This is a genomic window from Pseudomonas sp. MEJ108, from assembly GCF_030208985.1.
GTDB lineage: Bacteria > Pseudomonadota > Gammaproteobacteria > Pseudomonadales > Pseudomonadaceae > Aquipseudomonas > Aquipseudomonas fragariae.
Map to the genome: position 1 here is coordinate 1 of NZ_JARVSW010000048.1, position 24,796 is coordinate 24,796.

General features: G+C 60.8%; 17 protein-coding genes and 2 pseudogenes. 9 read left to right on the forward strand and 10 right to left on the reverse strand.

Going from position 1 to position 24,796, the window contains the following annotated elements; translation table 11 throughout:
- Nucleotides 1–240 precede the first annotated feature (240 nt).
- From recC to QRN50_RS19590, 4 genes are all read left to right on the forward strand, one after another.
- Nucleotides 241–3,714: an exodeoxyribonuclease V subunit gamma gene (gene recC / locus QRN50_RS19575; RefSeq protein ID WP_024641675.1), complete on the forward strand. Its 3,474-nt coding sequence runs from the start codon at nucleotides 241–243 to the stop codon at nucleotides 3,712–3,714.
- Nucleotides 3,711–7,403, forward strand: coding sequence for an exodeoxyribonuclease V subunit beta (recB, locus tag QRN50_RS19580; RefSeq protein WP_096127244.1), 3,693 nt, complete (start codon nucleotides 3,711–3,713; stop codon nucleotides 7,401–7,403). The genes recC and recB overlap by 4 nt, the downstream gene beginning before the upstream one ends.
- A complete protein-coding gene (gene recD / locus QRN50_RS19585) occupies nucleotides 7,400–9,493 on the forward strand; it encodes an exodeoxyribonuclease V subunit alpha (protein WP_096127243.1) in 2,094 nt (697 codons plus the stop codon). Before recB ends, recD begins: the two co-directional genes overlap by 4 nt.
- A 120-nt stretch (nucleotides 9,494–9,613) precedes the next feature.
- Nucleotides 9,614–10,018, forward strand: coding sequence for an NUDIX hydrolase (locus tag QRN50_RS19590; protein WP_003403563.1), 405 nt, complete (start codon nucleotides 9,614–9,616; stop codon nucleotides 10,016–10,018).
- A gap of 96 nt (nucleotides 10,019–10,114) precedes the next feature.
- Here the strand turns inward: QRN50_RS19590 and QRN50_RS19595 are convergent, their stop codons facing one another.
- From QRN50_RS19595 to QRN50_RS19620, 6 genes and pseudogenes are all read right to left on the reverse strand, one after another.
- Nucleotides 10,115–10,534: a hypothetical protein gene (locus QRN50_RS19595; protein ID WP_003403562.1), complete on the reverse strand. Its 420-nt coding sequence runs from the start codon at nucleotides 10,532–10,534 to the stop codon at nucleotides 10,115–10,117.
- Nucleotides 10,521–10,625: pseudogene (locus tag QRN50_RS26000) on the reverse strand (polymorphic toxin type 44 domain-containing protein); the annotation flags it as partial. The gene QRN50_RS19595 and the pseudogene QRN50_RS26000, both read right to left, overlap by 14 nt.
- A gap of 57 nt (nucleotides 10,626–10,682) precedes the next feature.
- Nucleotides 10,683–11,039: a hypothetical protein gene (locus tag QRN50_RS19600; protein WP_024651282.1), complete on the reverse strand. Its 357-nt coding sequence runs from the start codon at nucleotides 11,037–11,039 to the stop codon at nucleotides 10,683–10,685.
- Nucleotides 11,040–11,085: 46 nt separating this feature from the next.
- Nucleotides 11,086–11,838: pseudogene (locus tag QRN50_RS19605) on the reverse strand (polymorphic toxin type 44 domain-containing protein); the annotation flags it as partial.
- Nucleotides 11,839–12,242: 404 nt separating this feature from the next.
- Nucleotides 12,243–13,403 carry a polymorphic toxin type 44 domain-containing protein gene (locus tag QRN50_RS19615; RefSeq protein ID WP_096127242.1) on the reverse strand — a complete coding sequence of 387 codons (1,161 nt, stop codon included), beginning with the start codon at nucleotides 13,401–13,403 and terminating at the stop codon, nucleotides 12,243–12,245.
- Between the two features lie 237 nt (nucleotides 13,404–13,640).
- The gene (locus tag QRN50_RS19620; protein ID WP_024664679.1) at nucleotides 13,641–14,588 is read right to left on the reverse strand and encodes a LysR family transcriptional regulator; all 948 of its coding nucleotides are present in this window, start codon (nucleotides 14,586–14,588) and stop codon (nucleotides 13,641–13,643) included.
- 158 nt (nucleotides 14,589–14,746) lie between these two features.
- Here QRN50_RS19620 and QRN50_RS19625 point away from each other — a divergent pair, with 158 nt between their 5' ends.
- The 3 genes from QRN50_RS19625 to ggt all read left to right on the forward strand — a co-directional run bounded on the left by QRN50_RS19625 (nucleotide 14,747) and on the right by ggt (nucleotide 19,126).
- Nucleotides 14,747–16,273, forward strand: coding sequence for a CoA-acylating methylmalonate-semialdehyde dehydrogenase (locus tag QRN50_RS19625; RefSeq protein ID WP_003403557.1), 1,527 nt, complete (start codon nucleotides 14,747–14,749; stop codon nucleotides 16,271–16,273).
- Nucleotides 16,274–16,306: 33 nt separating this feature from the next.
- A complete protein-coding gene (gene mmsB / locus QRN50_RS19630) occupies nucleotides 16,307–17,194 on the forward strand; it encodes a 3-hydroxyisobutyrate dehydrogenase (RefSeq protein WP_003403556.1) in 888 nt (295 codons plus the stop codon).
- A gap of 204 nt (nucleotides 17,195–17,398) precedes the next feature.
- Nucleotides 17,399–19,126: a gamma-glutamyltransferase gene (ggt, locus tag QRN50_RS19635; RefSeq protein ID WP_011266573.1), complete on the forward strand. Its 1,728-nt coding sequence runs from the start codon at nucleotides 17,399–17,401 to the stop codon at nucleotides 19,124–19,126.
- 67 nt (nucleotides 19,127–19,193) lie between these two features.
- On the opposite strand, the gene phnE is transcribed toward ggt, so the two are convergent.
- From phnE to QRN50_RS19655, 4 genes are read right to left on the reverse strand one after another with little or no spacing between them, the layout of a single operon-like run.
- Nucleotides 19,194–19,961: a phosphonate ABC transporter, permease protein PhnE gene (phnE, locus tag QRN50_RS19640; RefSeq protein WP_003344624.1), complete on the reverse strand. Its 768-nt coding sequence runs from the start codon at nucleotides 19,959–19,961 to the stop codon at nucleotides 19,194–19,196.
- Entirely contained in the window at nucleotides 19,958–20,785 is an 828-nt protein-coding gene (locus tag QRN50_RS19645) for a PhnE/PtxC family ABC transporter permease (RefSeq protein WP_096127241.1), read from the reverse strand. The genes phnE and QRN50_RS19645 overlap by 4 nt, the downstream gene beginning before the upstream one ends.
- On the reverse strand, nucleotides 20,779–21,576 hold the full coding sequence (locus tag QRN50_RS19650; protein WP_096127240.1) for a phosphonate ABC transporter ATP-binding protein: 798 nt from the start codon (nucleotides 21,574–21,576) through the stop codon (nucleotides 20,779–20,781). Before QRN50_RS19650 ends, QRN50_RS19645 begins: the two co-directional genes overlap by 7 nt.
- Nucleotides 21,573–22,424: a putative selenate ABC transporter substrate-binding protein gene (locus QRN50_RS19655; RefSeq protein WP_032654650.1), complete on the reverse strand. Its 852-nt coding sequence runs from the start codon at nucleotides 22,422–22,424 to the stop codon at nucleotides 21,573–21,575. The genes QRN50_RS19650 and QRN50_RS19655 overlap by 4 nt, the downstream gene beginning before the upstream one ends.
- 235 nt (nucleotides 22,425–22,659) lie before the next feature.
- Between QRN50_RS19655 and selD the strand changes: the two genes are divergently transcribed.
- Nucleotides 22,660–23,694 (forward strand): selenide, water dikinase SelD, encoded by a 1,035-nt coding sequence (selD, locus tag QRN50_RS19660; protein WP_058399126.1) that lies wholly within the window; start codon nucleotides 22,660–22,662, stop codon nucleotides 23,692–23,694.
- Entirely contained in the window at nucleotides 23,694–24,794 is a 1,101-nt protein-coding gene (gene mnmH, locus QRN50_RS19665; protein WP_024660300.1) for a tRNA 2-selenouridine(34) synthase MnmH, read from the forward strand. Before selD ends, mnmH begins: the two co-directional genes overlap by 1 nt.
- The last annotated feature ends 2 nt before the right edge of the window (nucleotides 24,795–24,796 follow it).

Sequence of the window (24,796 nt, forward strand, 5' to 3'; positions counted from 1 at the left end):
ATGGTAGTGTGGGGTTTCCCCATGTGAGAGTAGGTCATCGTCAAGATTGAATTCCAGAAACCCTCTTCGCTTACGCGTTGAGGGTTTTTGTTTGTCTGGGGTTCCAGAAACCTCTGTCTTCTCCTGAACTCATAACTCCACCTCTCCGGCAGTCATCCAGACCCACGTGCTTATGGCAATCCGGCGCGCTTGCCCTTATGGTTCGGCATCAGGTTCCACGCACCCGTCAAGGAAGCAAGCATGTCCGTTACAACCTCTCTGAGTGCAGGCTTCATGGTGGTTCAAGGCAACCGCCCGGATGAACTGCGCAGTCTGGTTGTGTCCTGGATGCGGCGATATCCATTGGCGCCCCTGGAAAACGAGATTGCTCTGGTGCAGAGCAACGGCATTGCACAGTGGCTGAAGCTGGCCTTGGCCGAAGATGCTCAGGATGAAGATAACGGTGGCTGTGGTATCGCTGCCGCCATAGACGTCCAGTTGCCCGGCAGTTTCATGTGGACGCTGTATCGCATGGTGCTGGGTGCGGACGAGATCCCCCAGACGTCCTTGCTCGACAAGACCCCTTTGACCTGGCGCTTGATGCGCTTGCTGCCGTCGCTGATCAATCAGCCGCACTTCGAACCGCTGCAGCGCTTCCTGACCGACGACACTGATCTGCGCAAGCGCTATCAATTGTCCGAACGCCTGTCCGATCTGTTCGACCAATATCAGGTTTACCGCGCTGACTGGCTGCAAGACTGGGCCGCTGGCCGCCATCAATTGCGCGACGTACGAGGTCAGTCCAGGCCATTGTCAGCCGCCAATTGCTGGCAAGCCGAACTGTGGCGCGCGCTGCTGGACGATGTCGGGGCTGAAGGGATGTCGCAGAGCCGTGCAGGCGTGCATCAGCGCTTCATCGAGCGCATCGGCAATATGACCGAAGCGCCACCGGGCTTGCCGGCACGGGTCATCGTTTTCGGCATTTCGTCACTGCCGGCACAAGCGCTCGAGGCGTTGGCAGGGCTGGCCAGGTTCAGTCAGGTTCTGCTCTGTGTGCACAATCCGTGTCGTCACCACTGGACCGATATCGTTGCTGACAAGGACCTGCTGCGTCACCAGTACAAACGCCAGGCGCGCAAGAGCGGAATGCCGATGGTCCTCGACCCGCAAGCGCTGCATCAGCATGCTCACCCCTTGCTCGCGGCTTGGGGCAAGCAGGGACGTGATTACATCAACCTGCTGGACAGCCATGACGACCCACGCAGCTACCGTTCCTCGTTCAAGGACGAGCGGATTGACCTGTTCAGTGAGTCAGAGCCCACCAACCTTCTGAACCAGCTGCAGGACGATATCCTCGAGCTGCGTCCGCTGGATGAAACCCGTGAGCTGTGGCCGGCAGTCAATCCTTCTGAGGACCGCTCGATCCGCTTCCATGTGGCTCACAGCGCGCAGCGCGAAGTAGAGGTGCTGCATGACCAGCTACTGGCGAGATTCAGCAAAGACCCTGGCCTGCGCCCGCGTGACGTGATTGTCATGGTCCCGGATATCGACAGCTATGCCCCGCACATACGAGCAGTATTCGGGCAGATCGAGCGCGAAGATCGTCGCTTCATCCCCTTTACGCTGGCTGACCAGGGCCAGCGCGGCCGCGAGCCGTTGCTGATTGCTGTCGAGCACCTGCTCAAACTCCCGGACAGCCGTTTCCCGGTCAGCGAGATTCTCGACCTGCTGGACGTTCCAGCCTTGCGCGCACGCTTCAGGATTCAGGAGCGTGACCTGCCAACACTGCATCGCTGGATAGAGGGCGCGGGCATTCGTTGGGGGCTGAATGCTCAACAGCGTGCCGGTCTGGGTCTGCCGGATGCTCTTGAGCAGAACAGCTGGCATTTCGGCCTGCGTCGCATGTTGCTGGGGTACGCGGTGGGTGCCGGCGCGGCTTACGACGGCATCGAACCCTACGATGAGATCGGCGGGCTTGATGCAGCGTTGATCGGTCCGCTGGTCGCGTTGATTGATGCTCTCCAGGTCGCCCACACAGAGTTGTCGACACCCACCACTCCGGAAGCATGGGGTGCTCGCCTGCAATCGCTGCTGCAGTTGTTCTTCCTCGCCGACAGCGAGCATGACGACTACTTGCTTGCCCAGCTGGAAACACTGCGCGAGAACTGGCTGGAAACCTGTGCAACGGTAAGACTGACCGATGAGCTGCCGCTGACCGTTGTGCGTGAGGCCTGGCTGGCCGGGCTCGATCAAGGGCGCCTGTCCCAGCGTTTTCTGGCGGGCTCGGTCAACTTCTGCACGCTGATGCCCATGCGCGCCATCCCGTTCAAAGTGGTCTGCCTGTTGGGCATGAACGACGGCGATTACCCGCGTGCGCAACCGCCGCTGGATTTCGATCTGATGGGCAGCGATTACCGACCCGGCGACCGCTCCCGGCGTGAAGACGATCGCTACCTGTTGCTGGAAGCCTTGCTCTCGGCCAGAGACCAGTTGTACGTCAGTTGGGTTGGCCATAGCATTCGTGACAACAGCGAGCGTCCAGCTTCGGTGCTCATCGGTCAGCTGCGCGATCACCTCGCCAGCGGCTGGAAGCTGGCCGGCGAGACCGATCCGGACGGTAAACACGATGATCAGCGCTTGCTGAAAGCCCTGACTGTGAATCACCCTTTGCAACCCTTCAGCGCCAATTACTTCCACGCCGGCACAGGTTATTTCAGCTTCGCCCGCGAGTGGCGCCTGCTGCATGAAACCGACCTTCAGGTGGCTGTGCCTCAAGCGCTGCCTGCTCATGAACAGGAAGAACCGCTGTCCATTGCGCAGTTACAGGATTTCCTGAGAAACCCGGTAAAGCACTTTTTCAGTCAGCGCCTGAAGATCTATTTCGAGGTGGCTGAAGCGCCGCTCGCCGATGAGGAACCGTTCGTGCTCGATGCCCTTGAGCGTTACGGCCTCAGTGAAAGCCTGCTCAGCGCAGCGATGGTTTCCCCTGACGATATGGATGCCGCCCTGAAAACCCAGGCGCTGAAACTGCAAGCCAGTGGACTGCTGCCGCTCGCGGGCTTCGGCACCTTGATGCAGAGCGAGCTGATCGAGCCGCTGCCTGACGTACTCAGGCGCTACCACGATCTGTTGACCCTCTGGCCCGAGACCCTGAGCAGCGCTTTACCGATCGGCTTCAGCCATGCGGGTGTGAGCATCGACGGCTGGCTGGGCGGGCTGCACCGTAACGCCCGCGGCGAGCTATTGCTGGTCACCGCCATTCCCAACAGCATCGGCTCGAAAAAGACCCGCAAGTGGCACCGGCTGATTCGGCCGTGGGTCAATCACCTGGTGGCGTGCGCCTGCGACCTGCCGTTGAGCACGGCACTGGTCGCCAGTGATGAAACCCTGATGCTGGAGCCGCTGGACAAGGCGAGTGCCGTCACCACGCTCAATCACTTGCTGACGGCCTGGCTGCACGGCATGCAGGAACCCCTTCCGGTCGCGGTCAAAACCGCCTTCGCCTGGTTGGGCCAGCCTGCCGACAAAGCCGAAGCGGCTGCCCGCAAAGCCTACGAAGGTGACGGACAGACCAGCGATGGCGAGCGTCGCGAAAGCACGGCACTGGCTCGGCAGTTCCCGGACTTTGACGCACTGATCGACAGTGAAGAATTTGCAGGCTGGTGCGAGACGCTCTACAAACCGATTTACGACGCGCCCTGGCAATCGTTGTCCGGCGGGGAGGGCGGCGCATGAGTGAGCAATCCCTTCCTCTCGCGCTGCGCTTCCCACTGCGCGGTAGCCAGTTGATCGAGGCCAGCGCCGGGACCGGCAAGACCTTCACCATCTCCGCCTTGTACTTGCGTCTGGTGCTCGGCCACGGTACCGAGCAGTGCGGCTTTGGTCGTGAACTGCTGCCGCCGCAGATCCTTGTGGTGACCTTTACCGATGCCGCGACCAAGGAACTGCGTGACAGAATTCGTACCCGGCTGGCGGAGGCTGCACGCTTCTTTCGTGACGAGATCCCTTCCCCCGATGGCCTGATTGCCGAGCTGCGTGAACAGTTTGAAGCGTCGCTATGGCCTGCCTGTGCCAGCCGTCTGGACATCGCCGCGCAGTGGATGGACGAGGCCGCGGTCTCGACCATCCACAGTTGGTGCCAGCGCATGTTGCGCGAGCACGCATTCGACAGCGGCAGCCTGTTCACCCAGACGCTGGAAACCGATCACAGCGATTTGCTCGGCGAAGTCCTGCGCGATTACTGGCGGCGCTTCTGCTATCCCATGAGCGGCGACGCGTTGACCTGGGTGCGGGAAAACCTCAGCGGCCCCGCGGCGTTGCTGCCGCGTGTGCGAGGTCTGTTCGGACGCGATCGCAGCCCACTCACCCAAGAACCGGCCGAACTGATCGCGGCGTCATTGCAAGAGCGCCGGGCAGCGCTTGCCGCGCTGAAAGCGCCGTGGGCCGTTTGGTCCGACGAGTTGTATGCGCTGTGTCAGGACGCGGTCGCTCGCAAGGCAGTCGATGGCCGCAAAATGCAGGAGCGCTACTTCAAACCCTGGTTTGAAAAGCTCGCCGCCTGGGCCGCTGACGATACACAGGAAGCGTTGGATCTGGGCACCGGTTTCACTCGTCTGACCCCCGACGGCATTGCCGAAGCCTGGAAGGGCGATCCACCTGCGCACCCGGCCTTCGAGGCCATGGCACAGCTGAAGGCGGCGCTCGATGGCTTGCCCAAACCGGACGCTGCCGTGTTGCAGCATGCGGCGCAGTGGGTCAGTGTCCGCTTTGAAGAAGAGAAGCGTCGCCGCGCCGAGATGGGCTTTGATGACATGCTGCTCAGGCTCGACGCGGCCCTGCATGGCGCTGGCGGCGAGCGTCTGGCCACCCTGATTCGCGAGCAGTTTCCGGTGGCGTTGATCGACGAATTCCAGGACACCGACCCGGTCCAGTACCGGATCTTCGACAGCATCTATCGTCTCGAGGCCAACGATGAGCAGACCGGGCTGTTCTTGATTGGCGACCCGAAACAGGCGATCTATGCCTTTCGCGGCGCCGATATCTACACCTACCTGCGTGCCCGCCAGGCGACCGATGGCCGTTGGCATACACTGGACACCAACTACCGCTCCAGCCATGCGATGGTCGAGTCGGTCAACCATGTCTTCACGCGAGCAGAGCAACGTGAGCAAGGTCGCGGTGCGTTCCTGTTTCGCGATGAGCACGGCAATCAGGTGCCGTTCTCCGATGCGCTGGCCCAAGGCCTCAAAGAGACGCTGCACGTCGACGGTGGACCCCTGACGCCGCTGACGGTCTGGCACCTGAAAAGTGACCAGCCGGTGTCCGGCGTGGTTTATCGTCAGCAGTTGGCAGCCAGTTGCGCGAGCGAGATCGTGCGTCTGCTCAATGCCGGTCAGCAGGGCCGTGCCGGTTTCGTTACGCCCGACAACACAACACGCGGGCTGCGTCCCGCCGACATTGCGATTCTGGTCCGCGACGGCAAGGAGGCGCAGGCGGTGCGTCAGCAACTGACCGCGCGGGGTGTGCGCAGCGTGTACCTGTCCGACAAGGATTCCGTGTTTGCCGCTCAGGAAGCCCACGACCTGCTGTCCTGGCTCAAGGCCTGTGCCGAGCCGGACTCCGAGCGCACGCTGCGTGCCGCGCTGGCGTGTATCACGCTGGACCTGCCGCTGGCCGAGCTGGAACGCCTGAATCAGGACGAGCTGGCATGGGAGCGGCGCGTCATGCAGTTTCGTGGCTATCGCGCCATATGGCGCAGCCAGGGCGTGCTGCCGATGCTGCGCCGTCTGCTGCACGACTTTGCCCTGCCACAGACCTTGATGACCCGCAACGACGGTGAGCGAGTACTCACCAACCTGCTGCACCTGTCTGAACTGCTGCAGCAGGCCGCCGCCGAACTGGATGGCGAGCAGGCGCTGATCCGCCATCTGGGCGACCACCTGGCACTTTCCGGTCAGGCCGGGGAAGAACAGATCCTGCGCCTGGAAAGCGACGAGCAACTGGTCAAGGTGGTTACTATCCACAAGTCCAAGGGCTTGCAGTATCCGCTGGTGTTCCTGCCGTTCATTTGCTCGTCGAAACCGGTGGACGGCAGTCGCTTGCCGCTGCAGTTTCATGACGCCGACGGCAAGTCGCAGATCAGCCTGCAGCCTACCGAGGCGCTGATTCAGCAAGCTGATGACGAACGTCTGGCCGAAGACCTGCGTTTGCTCTACGTCGCACTGACCCGATCGGAACATGCCTGCTGGCTGGGCGTCGCCGACCTCAAGCGCGGCAATGCCAACACCTCCATGCTGCACCGTTCGGCATTGGGTTACCTGCTGGGCGGTGGCGCAGCGCTGGCCGAGTCCGCGGAGTTGAATATCTGGCTGCGTGATCTGGCCCAGGGGTGTGGCGCAATTGCCTTGCAGCCTGTTCCCGAGCCCACCGACGAGCGCTTCAGTGCGCCGCGCAACGCAGCGGCGCTGGTCAAGCTGCTGGTGCCCAAACGCCGCGCTGCCGAGAACTGGTGGATCGCGTCCTACAGTGCCCTGCGTATCGGCGACACGGTAACGGCCGGTGCCGATGAATCGCCTGACAGCCCGCAGGCACAGAAACTGTTCGACGACGAGCGTCTGGACCCCGAAGCCCCGCGCGACATCCTGACCAGCGGCGGCGATATCCATCGTTTTCCGCGTGGCCCCAATCCCGGCACCTTTCTGCACGGGCTGCTCGAATGGGCTGGCAACGAAGGTTTTGCAAATACCGCGCACGCGCCGGACAAACTGCAGGACGCCGTCGCCCGTCGCTGTAATCGGCGCGGTTGGGCGGGCTGGATCAATACCCTGAGCGATTGGCTGCAGCACCTGCTGAACATGCCGCTGCGCCTGTCGCCTGATGCCGCACCGGTGGCCCTGGGCGAACTGGATCAGCCCAATCAGTACCGTGTGGAGATGGAATTCTGGTTCGCCAGCAATAACGTCAACGTCGCGCAAATGGACGCCCTCGTGCGCCGCTTCACCCACGACAACGCGCCGCGTGCTGCAACCGAGACGGTCTCGCTCAACGGTATGTTCAAAGGGTTTATCGACCTGACGTTCGAACACGAAGGCCGGTATTACGTGGCGGACTACAAGTCCAACTGGCTGGGCAGTGACGACAGTGCGTACACCCAGCTGGCGATGGAAACCGCCATTCTCGACAACCGCTATGACCTGCAATACGTCCTGTACCTGCTGGCTCTGCACCGCCAGCTCAAGACGCGGATGGCCGACTACGATTACGACCAGCACATGGGCGGCGCGCTGTACCTGTTTCTACGGGGCAGTCGCTCGGCCTCTCAGGGAGCGTATTTCACCCGTCCGCCACGTGAGCTGATCGAGAGTCTGGACCTGCTGTTTCAGGGCAAACCGATAGCGCATGACCTGCCGGGAGCATTGGCATGAGCCGCTCGTTCGATGATCTGTTGCCTACCGCACTGGACGACATCAGCCTCGCTGAGTTGAGCCCGCTGACGCGTGTCAGCGATCTGCTGATCCTGCTCGAACGTTGGGTCGAGCGCGGCTGGTTGCGTGCTCTGGACAAGGCGTTCGTCGCGTTCCTCAGTGACCTCGATCCGCAGGCCGATTCGTTGGTACTGGTGGCAGCAGCGCTTACCAGCCATCAGCTCGGCCACGGTCACGTCTGCCTTGATCTGTACGAGACCCTCAAAGAACCGGACTTCGCCCTGTCACTGCCACCTGAAGGCGATCAGCAGAGCGCGCCGATGCTGCTGCCCTCACAACTGCTGGCAGCGCTGGATGGCGCCGCCTGGTGCCAGGCGCTGGCAGGCAGCATGCTGGTCGCCGAGGTGGGCGATTCAAGTGCCGAAGCGCGACAAAAACCGCTGGTGCTGGCCGAGCGGCGTCTTTACCTGCGTCGCTACTGGGCTTACGAACGGCGTATCGCTGCAGCCTTGCGTCAGCGCCTGGCCCAGCGTGAAACGCCGCCGGAGGGGCTGCCGCAGCAGCTCGACGCGTTGTTCGGTCCTGCCGATTCTTCGCCACAAGCCGTCATCGACTGGCAGAAACTTGCCTGCGCACTGGCGACCCGCAAGGGCTTCAGCATCATCACCGGCGGCCCCGGCACCGGCAAAACCACCACGGTGGTGCGCCTGCTGGCCTTGTTGCAGGCCCCGGCGGTACAGAGTGGCCAGCCGCTGCGCATCCGTCTCGCGGCACCCACCGGCAAGGCGGCGGCACGTCTGACCGAGTCCATCAGCCAACAGGTGAAGAGCCTGGATGTGAGTGACGACGTACGCCAGAAAATCCCCAGCGAGGTGACCACCGTCCACCGCCTGCTGGGCAGTCGCCCCGGTACCCGGCATTTCCGCCACCATGCGGGCAATTTACTGCCGCTCGACGTGCTGGTGGTTGATGAAGCCTCCATGATCGACCTGGAAATGATGGCTAACCTGCTCGACGCACTGCCTGCGCATGCACGCATGGTTCTGCTGGGTGACAAGGACCAGCTGGCATCCGTTGAGGCGGGGGCGGTACTCGGGGATTTGTGCCGCGACGCCGAAGAAGGTTTCTACAGCCCCGACACCCAGGCCTGGCTGGAAGCCGTCAGCGGCGAAGACCTCGGCAAGGGCGGTTTGCGCCAGGGCGATGCGCAGCAGCATCCGTTGGCCCAGCAAGTGGTGATGCTGCGCCACTCACGTCGTTTCGGCCAAGGCAGCGGTATCGGCCAGTTGGCCCGGCTGGTCAACCAGCAACAGGACCAACAGGCCCGCGCGCTGCTGTCGGCGGGCAGTCATGACGACCTGTTCGCCTTGGCTCTCAAGGGCGAGCAGGACCTCAAGTTCGAACGCCTGGTGCTCGACGGTCTTGGCAGGGGCGAGCAAGGTCCGCAGGGTTACCGGCATTACCTGAACGTACTCGCCGCCGAGCGTCCCGCCGATGATTCGGCACTGGACGACGCGTGCTGGACCCGCTGGGCGCGCTCGGTACTCAGCGCCTTCGACGCTTTTCAACTGCTGTGTGCCGTGCGCAAAGGCCCGTGGGGCGTGGAAGGCTTGAACCAGCGCATCACGCACGCGCTGTTCAGCGCGAAGCTGATCGAAAGCGAACAGCAATGGTACGAAGGTCGCCCGGTGCTGATGACCCACAACGACTACGGCCTCGGCCTGATGAACGGCGACATCGGCATCACTTTGCGCCTGCCTGAGCGCGACGGCGAGGGCAAACAGGTGTTGCGCGTCGCCTTCCCCCGCAACGACGGCAGCGAAGGCGTACGCTTCGTCCTGCCCAGCCGCCTCAACGAGGTCGAAACCGTGTACGCCATGACCGTACACAAATCCCAGGGCTCGGAATTCGCCCACACCGCCCTGATCCTGCCCGAAGCGCTCAACCCGGTACTGACCAAGGAGCTCATCTACACCGGCATCACCCGCGCCAAGCACTGGTTCAGCCTCATCGAACCGCGCCAGGGCATCTTCGAAGAAGCCCTGCGCCGCAAGGTCAAACGTCTGAGTGGGCTGATGTTGGGGCTTTGATCACGTCCGGGCTGTCTGGCGATTCGTTACCGTGCATTGCAGGTACGAAGTCGAGCGCCATAATCCCTATGCGCTTCAACCGGGTTCAAGGGCCAATTGAAAAGGCCAGGGTGTAACTGCATGACGGCGGATAAAGCGTGTGCTGTGGTTCTGCGAGACCGGGGAGTGCTGGAGATTCTGGCATTCGAGCATCCGTTGGCGGGCCTGCAATTGGTGAAGGGCAGTGTGGAACCAGGCGAGTCAACTTGCGCGGCTGCTGTGCGGGAGTTAATGGAGGAGGCCGGGATTCAAGCGACAGCAAAGCGAAACCTGGGTGAGTGGCACTCCACCATAACGGGACATATCTGGGCATTTCATGAATGTCAGGTGGCTCAAGACCTTCCCGATAGCTGGGTGCATTTTGCAGAGGATGATGGAGGACACGATTTCAGATTCTTCTGGCATCCGCTGATGAGTGAGCCGTCTGACAGATGGCATCATATTTTCAAGGATGCCTTGAGCTTTCTCAGGGAGACCGTTACTTGAGTCTGGGTATGGGTCAGCTCTTCTTTAGATGCCGGGAGTGTTTTCTGTGTTTACTCATTGGCTGTGCCGAGTTTGACGTGGCGCGGGTAGCACGCCTCAGGGCTGGAAGGGGTCTGGTCGCCCCGGACACTGTTTCAGACGAGCAATGACGTCAGGCGCCGTTTTTGCTGTGTCGATCCTGCCGATATCATCAAGATAGATGTCTATCGTACTTCCCCATTTAGGCGTGATGTCGATGCACCGCTTGAAACCCTTATCGGTCCACCAATCGAACATCATGAAGAAGTCCTTATCAGGGAATATGTAGCTGAACTCAACGGCTGAGCCGCCGTGCCTGATATCGCCCCTGTGGATTCTGTCCTGAATGTTCCACACGTATCGAAACTCCTCCTTGCTATTCGGAGAAAAATTGACCGCTACGACCGGCGAGGAAAAATACCAAAAAGCCACAGGAAGGATGCCGAGTAGAAGAAACATCCAGCGGCCAAATCGGATCTTGGGTTTATGGACAGGCATGTATCTGGACCCCTTTACCCCATGCCTGGGGCGGTACTGCAAGCACTTCGTCCATGATCATTTTGGCAGTGACGCTTCCTTTAGGATGTCGTCCGCGTTCTGCTTGGGTGCTGTGATGGGTGTACGTTGGTGGTGCTGGTAGGGCACCTTAGGACCGAAAAGGGTCAGGTTCCCCAGCACACTGTTTTAAACGAGCGATAACATCATGGTCAGTCGCAGCAGTGTCGATTCGACCTTTATCATCAAGGTAAATGTCTATCATTCGCCCCCATTTCGGCGTTACGTAGAAACACCTCTGAAATCCCTTGTCGGTCCACCAGTCGAACCTCATGAAGAAGTCTTTATCAGGGAAGATTTGGCCCCACTCGACCGCTGAGCCGCCACCTGCGGGCATGTCACCTTTATAAATTTGATGCTGAGTGTTCCAGATGTATCGAAACTCGTCCTTTCCTTCGTGAGAAAAATTTACTGCTACGACTGGAGACGCTAAGTACCAAAAGGCCATAGGGCCGACCAATAGGCCAACAAGCAGCCAACGGCCATACCCGGTTTTAGTTTTGCTTGCATTTGTGTTCACGGATGCCTTTTCCCCATGCTCCAGGTGCTACTGCAAGAACTTCCTTCATTACCATTTGTGCCGTAATTCCACCGGTGGGGTTTTGGCTGAACAGCTTGATCCCAATGCTAATCGAAATCCGGTCTGGGGCGTCGTCCCATGCACGGAGTCCATCAATGTCGGCCGAGCGATTAGGCCCCGGAAGTTTTCTTTCCTCTTTCGGTTTCTGTAGGACCTCGACTGCTTTCCTGAGTGTGTCTGAAACGATCTGCTCAGCACCTGCGCCATCCAAAAGGATGCTTTCGGAAAGCCCACCAACTCGCCCGACGTATCCATAGTGAATGTTCGACCCGATGTCATAGAAGTAATCGTAATCGCCCTGTTTGTGGTAGACGACGCCATCGTATTTCGCGGCGAGTATCGGCTTGTGGTCCCACGGGCGATTCTGACCAACACGTTCTGCCCAGATGGCAAAAGCCTTTGCTTGCATACCGGCCGCCATGCTGTAGAAATCGGGGTCGGGACCAAGGCGCAAGTAAAATGGAAGCGTCTCATACTCCTTCATCTTTGCCGCCGCATCGAAGCTATTGAGGTCTCTCATCTGTCGAATTGCGGGACTATTGATGTTGGCGTTCATCTCTCCAGCTATATAGCTCGCCAGCTCTTCCATCCTGTCAGGGTGTTTGCAAACAACAGGTTCCGATTTTGGCTAAGGCTTCGCCTCTGACTCCCTAGCGGCAGCCTTAGGTTCTAAGGGCACCTTAGTGCCGGAAAGGATCAGGTTCGCCCTCACATTTTTTCAAGCGTTCAATAATGGCGGGAGATGTTTTGTTAATGTCGACTCTACCCGATTCCGTTAGGTATATATCTAACGTAGCCCAGCGCTTGGGCGTTATGTCGATACATCTCATATGGCCCTTGATGGGGCCCCAAAAGAAAACCATAAAAAAGTCTTCATCGGGGAATAGATGACCAACATCAGATGACGCTTCTCCCGGAAGCATCCTCTCTCTATGAATTTGGTGTTGCGTATCCCATACTAAACGAAGTTCATCGGTAGCTTCTTTGGAGTAATGAATAACTACGCTGGGGGTAGCGGCATACCAAGCCGTTAGCAGAGCTATAAACGCGAACAAAACTGCATGACGCAACTTAAGTTTTCTCACATTGATGATCAATGACACCTGCTCCCCATGCTTGTGGTGCAACCGAAAGAACCTCTTTTATTATCATTTTCGCTGTTATGCCACCATGAGGATGCAGGTTAAAGAGTTTAATCCCGATCCCGACAGATATTCGGTCGGGATCGTCGTCCCAAGCGCGGAGTCCCTCTACGTTCTCGGCACGTTGAGGCCCCCGATGTTTTCTGCTTACCGGTGGTTTGGTTATGTCACTGATCGCCCCGACAGAGTCTGAGACTATCTGCTCTAACCCCGCACCGTCGGTAAGCACGCTTTCTGAAAGACCGCCTGCGCGGCCAACATAACCGTAGTGGATGTTAGACCAAATATCATAAAAATACTCGTACTCTCCTTGCTTGTGGTAATACCCACCGAACTTCTTATGGATTTTCGGCTTGTGGTCCCAATCCCTATACTGCCCTACACGCTCAGTCCAAATCACCAACGCAGCAGCGCCATTTGCTGCGCCAATAGTTTGGGGGCTCGTCGCGCCAACTTGAGCATACCAAGGCCGGTCCATTTGCTTGCGAGTCTCTTCGGCAACGTCATAACTGAGCAGTTTTTTCATTTTCAAAACAGAAGGGTGATGAATATTGCGATTCATCTCGTCCGCAATGTATGTCGCCAGCTCTTCCATCCTGTCAGGGTCTTTGCAAACAACAGGTTCCGCTTTTGACTCAGGCTGCGCATCTGACTTCTTACCGGCTGCCTCAGGGCCTACCAAAGCGTTCGCCGCCAAGGCTTTCTCCGTGAGCTTCGGGTCAGACAACAAGGTCGCCATCTTCTCATTGTCCATGGAACCGTCTGGCCGGAAGGCCCCCAGCGCCATGAAGTTAATAAGGGTCGCGCCACCAGCGTCACCCATGACGAAGCCGCCACCAACATTGCTTGAGCCGGTGATGATTGTCCCGCCGTGACTGGTGGGGCTTCCCAGGTGGGCCATGGGACGGCCATTCACCAGAATGGAAGGAAAGCCTGTAGTGATGACCGCGCCACACCCGCAGGTATCCCCCACACGTGCCGCGCCCATGCCGTTGATGTTGACGTCATCGGATGCAGAAGCGATAGGCGTTGTACCGTGACCCGGCAATGGGCAGGCGTGCTTGTCGCCCAATCGGGCTGAAGAAATCATTGCATGCCGTCCTTGCGTCTTTGATCCGTAGACAACCAGCGTTTAGTTGACGCGTGGCAGGCTACCGGAGGCGCAAAAGGCGGTATGTAGGGGAAATCTTAGTTTTGTGAAGGACCTTGAGAATCTGATCGAAAAGTCGGGGTTACCCCAATGGGAGCGAACCAGCATCCGTGTGACAAACCGCCAACTCCGGTCTGCCACCGCTACGATACGGCCACCTGATCCCTTGAAAATCTGTCACTGAAGGAAGCGAATAGCGCGGTTTTCCCCCAACAAAAACCCCTTATTCAACTCCGTCACCTCCCGAATGTAATCCCACAGCAACGTGATCCGCTTCAACTTGCGCAGGTCCTCCCGGCAGTACATCCAGAATTGACGAGTGATGTTCACTTCCTCCCTCAGCACGGGCAGCAGCCGTGGGTCTTGAGCGGCGAGGAAGCATGGCAGGATGGCCAGTGCGCGGCCTTGCAGGGCCGCGGTGTATTGGGCGATGACGCTGGTGCTGCGCAGCTGTGCCTGGGCGTTGGGCAGCAGGTTGCTCATGTACAGCAGCTCGGAGCTGAACGCCAGGTCGTCGACGTAGCTGATGAAGACGTGTTCGCTCAGGTCCGCCTTGTGTTTGATGGGCGAGTGGTTGTCGAGGTAGGCCTGGGTCGCGTACAGACCCAGGCTGTAATCGCAGAGCTTGCAACACACGTAGGGGCCGTGTTCGGGTCGCTCCAGGGCGATGACGATATCCGCCTCGCGTTTCGACAGGCTGATGAAGTGCGGCAGCGGCAGGATGTCCAGCGAAATGCTCGGGTAGCTGTCGAGAAAGTGGCTCAGTTGCGGGGTGATGAAGAAGCTGCCGAAACCTTCGGTGCAGCCCATACGCACGTGCCCGGATAACGCGACGCTGGACCCGGAAACCTGCTCGCAGGCCATGTGCAGTGTGCTTTCGATGGATTCTGCATAGCCCAGCAGGCGCTGACCTTCGGCGGTCATGATGAAGCCATTGTTGCGCGATTTCTCGAACAGCAGCGTGCCCAGCGAGGTTTCCAGCGAGTTGATGCGCCGCGATACGGTGGTGTAGTCGACGCCCAGGCGGCGGGCCGCGCTGCTGACTTTTCGGGTGCGGGCCACCTCGAGGAAAAACTTCAGGTCATCCCAGTTCAACAGCCCCAGGGAGGTGATGTTTTTTTGCATGTTGACCCTGCTTTTATCTGCGTTCTTGTTAGAAGTTTGCACATCTATACTCCAAAGCACGCCCCCTGACCAATTCAAAAACAAGACTGCCGGGAGGCCACGATCATCCTTCTGCACAGGCTGTGGATGCGTGGTTTGCTGAAGGGAGAATCGCTGAAATGAATGCCTCACTGAACCACACGACGACCTCGATTGCTCGCGTGAAACTGCTGATCAACGGCGAGTGGACTGACTCGCAAAGCAGCGAATGGCAAGACATCGTCAACCCGGCCACTCAGGAAATCCTCGCCCAAGTGCCATTCGCCACGGCCAGTGAAGTGGACGCCGCCGTCGCAGCCGCTCACGCGGCCTATCGAACCTGGCGTGAAACACCGATCGGTGTGCGCATGCGCATCATGCTCAAGTTGCAGGCGCTGATCCGCGAGCACTCCAAGCGCATCGCGGCGGTACTCAGTGCCGAGCAGGGCAAGACGCTGGCCGATGCCGAGGGCGATATCTTTCGGGGCCTGGAAGTGGTCGAGCACGCCTGTTCGATCGGCACGCTGCAAATGGGCGAGTTTGCCGAGAACGTCGCCAGTGGCGTTGACACCTATACGCTGCGCCAGCCGATCGGTGTGTGCGCCGGGATCACGCCGTTCAACTTCCCGGCGATGATTCCGCTGTGGATGTTTCCGATGGCGATCGCCTGCGGCAATACATTCGTGCTCAAGCCTTCCGAGCAGGATCCGCTGTCGACCCTGTTGCTGGTCGAGCTGGCGATCGAGGCGGGGGTGCCGCCCGGTGTGCTCAATGTGGTGCATGGTGGCAAGGAGGTGGTGGACGCGATCTGCACGCACCAGGACATCAAGGCTGTTTCCTTCGTCGGTTCGACGGCGGTTGGCACGCACGTCTACGATCTGGCCGGTCGGCATGGCAAGCGGGTGCAGGCAATGATGGGGGCGAAGAATCATGCCGTCGTGCTACCCGACGCCAACCGTGAGCAAACCCTGAACGCGCTGGTGGGCGCAGGTTTCGGTGCGGCGGGTCAGCGGTGCATGGCGACTTCTGTGGTGGTGCTGGTCGGCGCGTCGAAACAGTGGCTGCCCGACCTCAAGGCGCGGGCGCAGACTCTCAAGGTCAATGCCGGCCAGGAACCGGGCACCGACATCGGGCCGGTGATTTCACGACGGGCCAAACAACGCATTCTGGACCTGATCGAGAGCGGTGTGCGTGAAGGCGCGACGCTGGAACTGGATGGTCGGGAGGTTTCGGTGCCGGGTTACGAGGGCGGCAACTTCGTGGGGCCGACGCTGTTCTCGGGCGTCACCACCGACATGCAGATCTACACTCAGGAAATTTTCGGGCCGGTGCTGGTGGTGCTGGAAGTCGATACCCTCGATGAGGCTATCGCGCTGGTCAACGCCAACCCGTTCGGCAACGGCACCGGGCTGTTCACCCAGAGCGGCGCGGCGGCGCGCAAGTTCCAAAGCGAGATCGATGTCGGGCAGGTCGGGATCAATATTCCAATTCCCGTGCCGGTGCCGTTTTTCAGTTTTACCGGCTCGCGGGGTTCCAAACTGGGCGATCTGGGCCCGTACGGCAAACAGGTGGTGCAGTTCTACACTCAGACCAAGACCGTCACCAGCCGCTGGTTCGATGACGACAGCGTCAACGATGGCGTGAACACCACGATCAATCTGCGCTGAGCGCTGGCGGTCAATTCGCCCGGGAGAACAACCATGAACATCGCATTTATCGGTCTGGGCAATATGGGCGCGCCCATGGCCCGCAACCTGATCAGAGCCGGTCACGCCTTGCAGGTGTTCGACCTCAACAAGAGCGTACTGGCTGAATTCGCCGAGCTGGGCGCACAGGTCAGCGATTCACCCGCACAGGCGGCCCAAGGCACTGAACTGGTCATCACCATGCTGCCCGCCGCGGCGCACGTGCGCAGCGTGTACCTGAATGACGACGGCGTTTTGAAGGGGATCTCGCCCGGTGTTCCGGCGGTTGATTGCAGCACCATCGACCCGCAGACCATTCGCGACATCGCCGCGGTCGCTGCGCAGCAAGGCGTGGTGTTGGGCGATGCGCCGGTGTCGGGCGGCACCGGTGGGGCGCAGGCCGGTACGTTGACCTTCATGGTCGGAGGCTCTGCCGGTCATTTCGCTGTGCTCAAACCAGTGCTGGAACAGATGGGCCGCAACATCGTGCATTGTGGTGACGTGGGCACCGGCCAGATCGCCAAGATCTGCAACAACATGCTGCTGGCGATTTCCATGATCGGCGTGGCCGAGTCCATGGCCTTGGGCAATGCGCTGGGTATCGACACCGAAGTGCTGGCCGGCATCATCAATACCTCGACCGGTCGTTGCTGGAGTTCCGAGGCCTATAACCCGTGGCCCGGCATCGTCGAAAGCGCGCCCGCGTCACGCGGTTACAGCGGCGGCTTTGGCGCCGAACTGATGCTCAAGGACCTGGGTCTGGCAACCGAGGCCGCGCGCTCGGCGCATCAACCGGTCATCCTCGGCGCAGTGGCGCAACAGCTGTACCAGGCGATGAGCCTGCGTGGCGATGGCGGCAAGGATTTCTCGGCGATCATTGAGGGGTATCGCCCGAAAGCGTAGGTGTCGCACGTGTCGGGGATAAGCGGGGCGTTAATGTGTATCCGGTTTTTACAGTAGGAAAACGTGGCAGAACCGGATACTTTGGACTTCGTCAGACCCGCGCCGGGATGCTCGGTACGCTTCGACGAGAAGTGCCGCATCCCTCGTCTAGAGGCTGGCGCTTCACATCAAACGTCCCTGACCCAGAAAAAGAAGAGATCGACCATGAAGTTCGAACCCCTCGCCAGATCGTTGATCGCGACGGCATTGATTGTCGCGTATTCCCCCACATTCGCCGCGTCACAAGCCCCGGTCGCAGCCGAAAACGGCATGGTCGTCACGGCTCAGCACCTGGCTACCCACGTGGGTGTCGATGTACTCAAGGCTGGTGGTAATGCGGTCGATGCGGCCGTAGCGGTTGGCTACGCGCTGGCGGTGGTCTATCCCGCTGCCGGCAACCTCGGCGGTGGCGGGTTCATGACCATTCAGCTGGCCGACGGGCGCAAGACCTTCCTCGACTTCCGTGAAAAGGCGCCGTTGGCCGCGACTGCGAACATGTACCTGGACAAGGACGGCAAGGTCATCCCTGATCTGAGTGCCAAGGGCCATCTGGCCGTCGGCGTGCCTGGCACCGTGTCCGGTATGGAAATGGCCCTCAGCAAGTACGGCACCCGCAAGCGTGAAGAAGTTATCGCGCCGGCAATCAAGCTCGCCGAGGACGGTTTTGTGCTGGGGCAGGGCGATGTCGACATGCTGTCGAGCGCCACGGATGTGTTCAAGGCGGACATGGCCGATTCCGGGTCGATCTTCCTCGACAAGGGCGAGCCGATGCAGGTCGGTCAGAAGCTGGTGCAGAAAGACCTGGCCAAGACCCTCAAGGAAGTGTCCGAGAAGGGCAGCGACGGTTTCTACAAGGGCTGGGTTGCCAAGGCACTGGTCGATTCCAGCCAGGCCGGCAAGGGCATCATCACCCAGGCTGACCTCGACCATTACAAGACCCGCGAGCTGGCTCCGGTCGAATGTGACTACCGTGGCTACCACGTGGTCTCGGCACCGCCTCCGAGCTCCGGTGGTGTGGTCATCTGCCAGATTCTGAACATCCTCGAAGGCTACCCGATGAAAGAGCTGGGCTTTCGCTCGGCGCAGGGTATGCATTATCAGATCGAGGCCATGCGTCATGCCTACGCGGACCGCAACAGCTACCTGGGCGATCCGGACTTCGTCAAGAACCCGGTCGAGCACCTGCTGGACGTCAAGTATGCCGCCAAGTTGCGGGCTGCCATCGATCCGCAAAAGGCCGGTGACTCGAACAAGATCAAACCCGGCGTCGCGCCCCATGAAGGCAGCAATACCACCCACTATTCGATTGTCGACAAGTGGGGCAATGCGGTTTCGGTGACCTACACCTTGAACAACTGGTTCGGCGCGGGCGTCATGGCCAGCAAGACCGGCGTGATCCTCAACGACGAAATGGATGACTTCACCGTCAAGGTCGGCGTGCCCAACATGTACGGACTGGTGCAGGGCGAAGCCAACGCCATCGCGCCGGGCAAGACGCCGCTGTCGTCGATGAGCCCGACCATTGTCACCAAGGACGGCAAGGCAGTGATGGTCGTCGGCACGCCGGGCGGCAGCCGCATCATTACCGCCACGCTGCTGACCATGCTCAATGTCATCGACTACGGCATGAACATTCAGGAAGCGGTGGACGCGCCGCGTTTCCACCAGCAATGGCAGCCTGAAGAGACCAACATCGATACCTTCGCGGTCAGCCCTGACACGCTGAAGATTCTCCAGAGCTGGGGTCAAAAGTTCGCAGGTCCGCAGCCGCTCAATCATGTGGCGGCGATTCTGGTAGGCGCGCCTTCGCTGGGTGGCAAACCGGTCGGTAACAACCGCTTCTACGGCGCCAACGACCCGCGTCGCAACACCGGGTTGTCGCTGGGCTACTGAGTCACGCTGCCAATCACGCCACGGCCCTGAGCTTCAAGGGCGTGGCGTTTTGCGTTCTGAGGTCTGCTCAGTTACGCACCCAGCGCTGCCTGCTCCAGCCGCTCAACGCGTCGACGGCGAATACCAGTATCAGCATGGCCAGAATCACGGTGCTGGCCTGCGCTTCCTGAAACAGGCTGAGGCTGACATACAGCATCTGCCCCAGACCGCCCGCGCCGACAAAACCCAGTACGCTGGCCATGCGAATGTTGTTCTCCCAGCGATACAGCGTATACGCCAGCAGTTGTGGCCAGAGGTTGGGCAGGGTGCCGTAGCTGAACGCCTGCCAGGCGCTGCCGCCCTGCAGACGAATCGCTGCCGCGGGTTGCGGCGCGGTATTTTCCAGCGCCTCGGCAAACAGACGGCCCAGAACGCCGGTGGTGTGCAGCGCCAATGCCAGCGTGCCGGCATTGGGGCCGAGCCCGGCAGCCAGCACCATCAACACGGCCCACACCAGTTCCGGAATGGCGCGCAGCGCATTGAGCAGCAGGCGACTCAGGCTGCGCAGGAACCAACCGAAGCGTCCGGCAGCGGGCAGGGCCAGGAGCAAACCTGCAATGGCGGCCAGCAAGGTGCCAAGCGCAGACATGGCCAGGGTTTCCAGGGCACCCTGGCCGATTGCCTGCAGATGAGGGCCGCTCAGGTCCGGGCTCATGAAGCGCAACGCGTAACGGCCCATCTGCGTCAGGTTGTCGTGGCTGCCCAGGGTGAACAGGTCGAGGCCGAGGTACACAAACGATGCGACCACGGCCGCAATCATCGTCAGCACCAGCAGCAGATTGCCAGCGCGCTTCATGTGAACTGTCTGCGTAGCAAACGGCTGAGCTGGTCGGCGAGCAGCACCAGCAGCAGGAAGGTCAGCAGCATGCTCGCCACTTCGCCACCGGCGAACATGCGCATCGACAGGTCGATCTGCTGACCCAGTCCGCCTGCGCCGACGAAGCCCATGACCACCGAAGCGCGCACGGCGCACTCCCAGCGGTACACGGTGTAGGAGGTCAGTTCGGCTGCTGCATTGGGCAGGATGCCGTAAGCCAGTGCGGCCAGGCGACCACTGCCTGCCTGAAGCAGCGCGTGGGCCGGGCGTTGGTCCACCGATTCGAAAATCTCCGCGTACACCTTGCCGAGCATGCCTGCATAGGTGATGGCGATGGCCAGCACGCCCGCCGTCGGGCCCAGGCCGACCGCGCGCACGAACAACAGCGCCCAGACGATTTCCGGCACGCTGCGCAGAAAGATCAACACCCCGCGTGCCGGCCAGCGCAGGCACTGGCCGGGCCAGCCGGGGCGGCCGCCGCGTGAGGCGGCCGACAGCGACAATGCCTGGCTGGCGAGCAGGCTTGCCGGAACGGCCAGCAGCAGCGCAAGGGCTATGCCGGCTGTGGCGATCGCCAGGGTTTGCAGCGTCGCATCCAGCAGCAGCCCGAGGAATTCCGCAGAGTGCGCCACCGGCCAGAACCCGGCGAGAAAGCTGCCCATCGTCCGCGCATTATCGGCTTGCAGCAGTACCAGCGGATTCAGTTCGGCCAGACGAATGCCCGGCCAGAGCAGGGCGACCGCCAGCAACGTCAGCAACAGGCGCGGCGTTGCCGCCGGGTCGCGCTGATCCCGACTCAGCATCGCGGCGTCCAGCGTGTTTCAGCCGCATCCGAAACCGCCTGAGGGCTGAGTTGTTCGTTGGCATACAGCGTGTCGAGATGCTCCCGGCCGACCTCGCTGGCGGCGAGGTCGAAGTGAATGCGCCCGTCGCGCACCCCGATGATTCGCGGAAAATGCGCCAGCGCCAGTTCCACCGCATGCAGGCTGGCGACCAGCGTCACGTTGTGCTCGATGGCGTGCTGACCCAGCAGCGCCAGGGTGTGATCGGCGAGGCGCGGGTCCATCGCCGAAACCGGCTCGTCGGCCAGCAGCAGTTCGGGTTGCTGATACAAGGCGCGGGCAATGCCGACACGTTGCAGCTGTCCGCCGGACAACTGCTGGCAACGTTCGAACAGTTTGTCCGCCAGGTCCAGACGTGCCAGCACCTCACGGGCGCCGCTGATGTCGAGTGGATGCAGCAGGTTCAGCAGGCTTTTGCCCAGCCCCCACTGACCAAGCCTGCCCGCCGACACCGCAGTCACCACCCGCTGGCGCGCCGGCAACGGCGGTGCCTGATGAATCAGCGCAATGCGGCTGCGCAGGCGCTGGCGTCGTGTGCTGGAGAGCTGCCAGGGATCAGTCCCCAGCACCTGCAGTTGCCCGGCACTGGGCGGCAGAGCGCTGGCCAGCAGGTTAAGCAGCGTGGTCTTGCCCGCACCGGACGGCCCGATGATCGCCACCCGCTCGCCGCGATCAATGCTCAGGTCCAGGCCGCGCAACGCCAGTGTGCCGTCGCTGTGGCGCAGCTCGATGGCGGACAGACGCAGGGTCATTTCAGCAGGTCGGCAGCGCGTGCGGCTTCTTCGATGCCTTTGTAGTTCTCTGGCTTGGTTTCGATGAAGCGGCTGGCGGCCTGAAGATCGAGGATCGCCTTCTGCTCCGGGTTGGCCGGGTCGAGGTCGAGGAAAGCCTGTTTGATCTTCGCTGCCAGTGCCGGGTCGAGGCTGCCGCGTACGGTCCAGTTGTAGTCGAAGTAAGCCGGTGTGGTCTGGAAGACGTGAACCTTGTTGGTGTCGACCTTGCCGCTGGCGACCAGCTTGTCCCATACGCTGGCATTGAGCACGCCTGCATCGACCTTGCCCGCCTGAACCCATGCGGCGGTTGCGTCATGCGCGCCGGAATAGGCGACGCGGCTGAAGAACGTTTCCGGCTTGATGTTTTCCTTGAGCATGAAGTAGCGCGGCATCAGGCTGCCGGATGTCGACGACACCGAACCAAAGGCAAACGTCTTGCCCTTGAGGTCCGCCAGGGTTTTCACGTTCGGATCGGAGGTGATGAATTTGCTGGTGAACCTGGCGTCCTGCTCACGCTGTACCAGTGGCACCGCATTACCGGTCTTGAGGTTGACCTGAACGAAGGTGAAACCGCCCAGCCAGGCCATGTCGAGCCGGTCAGTGGCCAGCGCTTCGACCACTGCCGGATAATCCGCGACCGGAACGAACTCGACCTTCATGCCCAGCCGTTGCTCCAGATAAGCCCCCAGCGGCTTGAACTTGCGCAGCAGTTCGGTAGGCGCTTCGTCGGGAATGGCCGAGACGCGCAGGGTCTCGGCAGCGTGGCTGGTCAGGGCGGAGAAGGACAGGGCAAGGCCGGCGGCGAGCGCCAGGGTACGCTTGAGCATGGGGGTTCTCCGGTTCAATAGCGGAAAAAGGATAGCCTGAAGCCCGCGTGCACGAGCAGGCGGCGCTTCACAGGATTCGGTGATGATGCGCGGGGATTATAAGAGGCATGGCGAGAAAGGCCAGTTCGGCAGATTCATCGCCCGAATGCGCGACCGGCGCACGACGCGGTTTGCGCTGATAAGGGAACAGCCCCTAGACTCCACAGCCTGTTTCCCGGTAACCGAGAGTGTCGCGATGAATGAGCCAATCCGCCTGACCCAGTACAGTCACGGAGCAGGGTGTGGCTGCAAGATTTCCCCCAACGTGCTGGACGTGATCCTCGCTGGCAGCGGCGCTCAGAACCTTGACCCCAGACTTTGGGTTGGCAATGCCTCGCGTGATGACGCGGCGGTCTATGCGCTGGATGACGAGCGCGGCGTGGTCTCGACAACGGACTTCTTCATGCCCATCGTCGATGACCCGTTCGACTTCGGCCGTATCGCCGCGACCAATGCCATCAGCGACATCTATGCGATGGGCGGCGACCCACTGATGGCCATCGCCATTCTCGGCTGGCCGGTCAACATCCTGCCGCCAGAAGTCGCACGTGAAGTCATTCGCGGTGGTCGTGCCGTCTGCGATGCTGCCGGTATTCCGCTGGCGGGCGGGCATTCCATCGATGCGCCGGAGCCGATCTTCGGTCTGGCGGTGACCGGCGTGGTGCAGAAAAAGCACATGAAACGCAACGACACTGCCCAGGCGGGGAGCACCTTGTACCTGACCAAGCCTGTGGGCATCGGCATCCTCACCACGGCCGAGAAAAAATCGAAGTTGCGCGATGAGGACATCGGCCTGGCGCGTGACTGGATGTGTACCCTGAACAAGCCGGGCAGCCGGTTCGGCAAGCTCGACGGGGTGCAGGCAATGACCGATGTCACCGGCTTCGGTCTGCTCGGGCATCTGGTTGAAATGGCTGACGGCGCAGGTCTGACCGCACGTCTGGACTACGCTGCTGTACCGCGTCTGCCCGGCGTCGAGCACTACATTGCCGAGGGCTGTGTGCCGGGCGGCACATTGCGCAATTTTGAAAGTTACGGCGACAGGATCGGCGCACTGAGCGATGCCCAGCGTGATCTGTTGTGTGATCCGCAGACCAGCGGTGGTCTGTTGGTCGCGGTCAGCCCTGAAGGTGAAGCCGAGTTTCTGATCGTGGCCGCCGAACTGGGGCTGCTGCTTACCCCTATCGGCACCCTGCATGAGCGACAGACCCACGCCGTCGAGGTGTTCTGATGGCCGACAACAGCAGCGACTACCGTGCACTGTTTCTCAACGACGTGCCGATGATGGACGCTCGGGCTCCGGTGGAGTTTTCCAAGGGGGCTTTCCCTGGCGTGATCAACCTGCCGCTGATGAATGACATCGAGCGGCAAAAGGTCGGCACCTGCTACAAGCAACACGGTCAGGACGCCGCTATCCAGCTCGGGCATCAATTGGTCTGCGGTCAGGTCAAGGATGAACGCGTCAATGCGTGGATCGAGTTCGCTAAAGCCAATCCGGACGGCTACCTGTACTGCTTTCGCGGCGGGCTGCGCTCGCAGACCGTGCAGCGCTGGCTGAAGGATGCCGGGGTCGACTACCCGCGGGTTCTTGGCGGCTACAAGGCGATGCGCACGTTCCTGCTGGATACCCTGCACGAGGCGGTGAGCGAATGCGCTATTGTCGTGCTCGGCGGGATGACCGGCACGGGCAAGACCGAAGTATTGACGCAACTGCGCAATAGCGTGGACCTGGAAGGCATCGCCAATCACCGCGGCTCCAGCTTCGGCAAGCGTGCCACCGGGCAGCCGGCGCAGATCGACTTCGAGAACCGCCTGGCCATCGACCTGCTCAAGAAGCGCGCAGCCGGTATCGAGCAATTCGTTGTGGAAGATGAAAGCCGTCTGGTTGGCAGTTGCAACGTGCCGCTGGAACTGCACCAGGCGATGCAGGGCTGCCCGATGGTCTGGCTGGAAGACAGCTTCGAGAACCGCGTCGAGCGCATTCTCGAGGACTACGTGATCAACCTCTGCGCAGAGTTCATCACCGTCAAGGGCGAAGAGCAGGGCTTTGGCCTGTTCGCCGAGCGTTTGTTGCAAAGCCTGAACAATATTCACAAACGTCTGGGCGGCGAGCGTCATCAGCGCCTGTCGGACCTGATGCAGGCGGCGCTGGAAGAACAGCAGCGTAGCGGTGCGGTTGACCTGCACCGAGGCTGGATCGAAGGGTTGCTCGGCGAGTATTACGATCCGATGTACGCTTACCAGCGCGAACACAAAGCGGCGCGTATCGAATTCGCAGGTGATCAAACGCAAGTGCTGGCCTATCTGCGCGAGCGCTCTGAGCAACGTTAAGC

Excerpts from the sequence above, each read along its gene's own strand:
- QRN50_RS19595 (WP_003403562.1), bottom strand. The coding sequence starts at position 10,534 with ATGCCTGTCCATAAACCCAAGATCCGATTTGGCCGCTGGATGTTTCTT.
- QRN50_RS19600 (WP_024651282.1), bottom strand. The coding sequence starts at position 11,039 with ATGGCCTTTTGGTACTTAGCGTCTCCAGTCGTAGCAGTAAATTTTTCT.
- ggt (WP_011266573.1), top strand. The coding sequence starts at position 17,399 with ATGAAGTTCGAACCCCTCGCCAGATCGTTGATCGCGACGGCATTGATT.
- QRN50_RS19620 (WP_024664679.1), bottom strand. The coding sequence starts at position 14,588 with ATGCAAAAAAACATCACCTCCCTGGGGCTGTTGAACTGGGATGACCTG.
- mnmH (WP_024660300.1), top strand. The coding sequence starts at position 23,694 with ATGGCCGACAACAGCAGCGACTACCGTGCACTGTTTCTCAACGACGTG.
- phnE (WP_003344624.1), bottom strand. The coding sequence starts at position 19,961 with ATGAAGCGCGCTGGCAATCTGCTGCTGGTGCTGACGATGATTGCGGCC.
- QRN50_RS19655 (WP_032654650.1), bottom strand. The coding sequence starts at position 22,424 with ATGCTCAAGCGTACCCTGGCGCTCGCCGCCGGCCTTGCCCTGTCCTTC.
- QRN50_RS19645 (WP_096127241.1), bottom strand. The coding sequence starts at position 20,785 with ATGCTGAGTCGGGATCAGCGCGACCCGGCGGCAACGCCGCGCCTGTTG.
- recC (WP_024641675.1), top strand. The coding sequence starts at position 241 with ATGTCCGTTACAACCTCTCTGAGTGCAGGCTTCATGGTGGTTCAAGGC.
- recB (WP_096127244.1), top strand. The coding sequence starts at position 3,711 with ATGAGTGAGCAATCCCTTCCTCTCGCGCTGCGCTTCCCACTGCGCGGT.
- QRN50_RS19590 (WP_003403563.1), top strand. The coding sequence starts at position 9,614 with ATGACGGCGGATAAAGCGTGTGCTGTGGTTCTGCGAGACCGGGGAGTG.
- QRN50_RS19650 (WP_096127240.1), bottom strand. The coding sequence starts at position 21,576 with ATGACCCTGCGTCTGTCCGCCATCGAGCTGCGCCACAGCGACGGCACA.
- mmsB (WP_003403556.1), top strand. The coding sequence starts at position 16,307 with ATGAACATCGCATTTATCGGTCTGGGCAATATGGGCGCGCCCATGGCC.
- recD (WP_096127243.1), top strand. The coding sequence starts at position 7,400 with ATGAGCCGCTCGTTCGATGATCTGTTGCCTACCGCACTGGACGACATC.
- QRN50_RS19625 (WP_003403557.1), top strand. The coding sequence starts at position 14,747 with ATGAATGCCTCACTGAACCACACGACGACCTCGATTGCTCGCGTGAAA.
- QRN50_RS19615 (WP_096127242.1), bottom strand. The coding sequence starts at position 13,403 with ATGATTTCTTCAGCCCGATTGGGCGACAAGCACGCCTGCCCATTGCCG.
- selD (WP_058399126.1), top strand. The coding sequence starts at position 22,660 with ATGAATGAGCCAATCCGCCTGACCCAGTACAGTCACGGAGCAGGGTGT.